This is a genomic window from uncultured Neisseria sp. (assembly GCF_951230505.1).
Classification (GTDB): Bacteria; Pseudomonadota; Gammaproteobacteria; order Burkholderiales; family Neisseriaceae; genus Neisseria.
In genome coordinates this window covers 1-2,688 of sequence record NZ_CATNVN010000200.1, presented here as the reverse complement: position 1 = coordinate 2,688, position 2,688 = coordinate 1, and the positions used below count along the sequence as shown (strand labels likewise).

The 2,688-nt window shown below is 44.9% G+C and carries 3 protein-coding genes; all 3 read left to right on the top strand.

Annotated features, from left to right (window positions below):
- Positions 1-138 precede the first annotated feature (138 nt).
- Positions 139-573, top strand: a complete 435-nt coding sequence (locus Q1M25_RS09390) for an aldo/keto reductase (RefSeq protein ID WP_300484040.1) — start codon at positions 139-141, stop codon at positions 571-573.
- Positions 574-722: 149 nt separating this feature from the next.
- Entirely contained in the window at positions 723-1,034 is a 312-nt protein-coding gene (locus Q1M25_RS09385) for a metalloregulator ArsR/SmtB family transcription factor (protein WP_300484038.1), read from the top strand.
- A gap of 73 nt (positions 1,035-1,107) precedes the next feature.
- Positions 1,108-2,319, top strand: a complete 1,212-nt coding sequence (locus Q1M25_RS09380; protein WP_300484036.1) for an NADH:flavin oxidoreductase/NADH oxidase family protein — start codon at positions 1,108-1,110, stop codon at positions 2,317-2,319.
- Positions 2,320-2,688: the final 369 nt, after the last annotated feature.

Here is a 2,688-nt window from a genome sequence, read left to right as displayed (position 1 = left end):
CGTCCATGCTCTTATTGTTAAAAGGTCGTATGAAAACGGATTTAGTTTTTCAGATGACCTTTTCCTTATCTCTACGTAAAAAGTGCGGTCAAATTCCCAAGCGTTTTTCAAATTTTAAAAACTTAAAAATTTTCTCCCGTGCGCGCGGTGGATTTGGGGCTGTTTAATAAAGTGATGCCGCAGGCTAATCAGATTGAGATCAATCCGTCCCAACAAAAAACCGAAGCCGTTGCCGCTTTGCAGGCTGAAGGCATCTCCGTGGAATCATGGGCGCCGTTTGCCGAAGGCAAAAACGATATTTTCTACAATCCCGTGTTAAGCAAAATCGGTGCGAAATACGGCAAATCCGTGGCGCAGGTGATTACCCGCTGGCTGGTGAAACGCGACATCATCGTGTTGGCAAAATCCACCAAACCCGAACGCATGGTGGAAAACTTGAACGTCTTTGATTTTGCGCTTAGTAATGAAGACAAAGCCGAAATCGCCAAACTAGACGGTACGTTCTCCGCTATCGTCAATCACGGCACGGTGGATAATTTGAAACGCATCTCCGCGTGGAAAATGGGTGTGTAAGCACTAGATACGGTGGGCTTTTGCCCACCATGTTGTCTGCCGCGAATTAGTGCGCTAGAACCACCTTCTGAAAATTCCCTTTGACATTCCCCATCTTTCCCTCTAAAATTCGTTCAAGTTTTTAAACATATAAACTCAAGAAGCCGAATATGCCGCAACAAACCATGAATTTAATGCGCGAGTGCATTCCCATCTTTACCGTGTTGAGTGATGAAAACCGCCATCAAATCCTGCGCGTACTGTGGGAACATGGCAAGATGAATGTGAATGAGCTGACCGATCATCTGCATCTGTCGCGCCCTGCGGTGTCGCACCATTTGAAAATCATGTTGCAAGCCGGTGCGGTGGCGGTGGAGCAGGTCGGCAAAGAGCGATTTTACAGTATTGCCATGGCGGATGCAGTGGTGAGGTTGAAACAGCTTGCAGATTTGATGGCACAAAATTGCCCACTTTCAAAATAGGGTTATCCATTAACCCTTTATTTTTACCCAAATACGTTTACATTTTTAAACTTATCAACTTAAAGGAACGATTATGTTATTCACGCCATTCACTTTTCAAAACGGCAAAACCGCCAAAAACCGTATCTTCAAATCCGCCATGGAAGAGCAACTTGCCCAAAACAACCAGCCGTCTGAAAAACTCGTCCGCCTGTACGACACTTGGGCAAAAGGCGGTGCAGGTGTATTGGTTACAGGCAATGTGATGGTCACCGAAAGCGGCAAAGGTTCGATAAACGATGTGGTAATTTCAGACGGCCGCAGCCTTGAGATGCTGAAAAAATGGGCGAAAGCCGGCACGCAAAACGACACGCTGCTCATCATGCAAATTAACCATGCGGGTAAACAGTCGCCTGCGGTGGTCAATAAAACGCCGCTTGCACCGAGCGCCGTGCCGTTGGTGGGCATGGACGGCTTTATCAACCCGCCGCGCGAATTGACTGCCGATGAAATCAACGGGCTGATTCAGCAATTCGTACAAACCGCGAAAATTGCCGAACAGGCAGGGTTTTCAGGCGTACAAATTCACGGCGCGCACGGCTATCTCATCAGCCAATTCCTCTCACCGCACCACAACCGACGCGAAGATCAATGGGGCGGCAGCTTGGAAAATCGTATGCGTTTCCTTTTGAAAACCTACACCGCCATCCGCGCCGCTGTGGGCAAAGATTTCTTGGTGGGCGTAAAACTCAATTCGGCGGATTTCCAAAAAGGTGGATTTGATGAAAGCGAATCGGTGCAAATGGTACAAAAACTGTCGGAAATGGGCATTGATTTTATTGAAGTTTCCGGTGGTAACTACGAAAGCCCGCAAATGCTCGCCGCCAAAGACAGCACCCGCAAACGCGAAGCCTTCTTTATCGATTACGCCGAAAAAGCCCGTGCAGTCAGCCAAGTTCCGCTGATTATCACCGGCGGCTTCCGTTCGCAAAACGCCATGGAAGACGCCTTATCCAGCGGCCATTTGGATTTGGTCGGCGTCGCCCGCCCATTTGCCTTAGTGCCTGATTTAGCAAACCAAATGCAAAACGGTACCTACCAAACGGTGCAAACCGACCGCATCCAAACTGGCGTAGCATTTGTTGATAAAAAAGCAGGCGCGATGCTGGAAATGAACTGGTACATGACGCAAATGGACTTAATCGGACAAGGTAAACAGCCTGATCCTAAACTATCAGCGTGGAAAGTATTGCTGAAAACTTTATGGGAAAATGGCAAGGCAGGTTTGAGTACGGGCAGGGCTTGATGATGAAAGTGGTTGGATTTGAAGGAGGATTAAATTATAAAATTTAACCGTATGTAAAAGCATGGAATATAAATAAATTGATACTAAAAAACCGTTTGAATCTTTAAGTTCAAATGGTTTTTAGAATTTTAGATATCCACTGAGCGATACAAAAGATCCTGTTCTTTGAAAGTGGCTTAGAATAAGAAATTTAAAAAATACTAATTAAATTAGTAAATTATGATTATGATTTATAATCATAATTTAACATAATATAAATTATTTTCCTTTTTCCTATTCTTATACAAATTCCGCTTATTGTTCCTGTATGTCAAATGAGAATTAATGATACTCTAGAGAGTGTGCTCATAGTACTCCAATTTTTAGTAT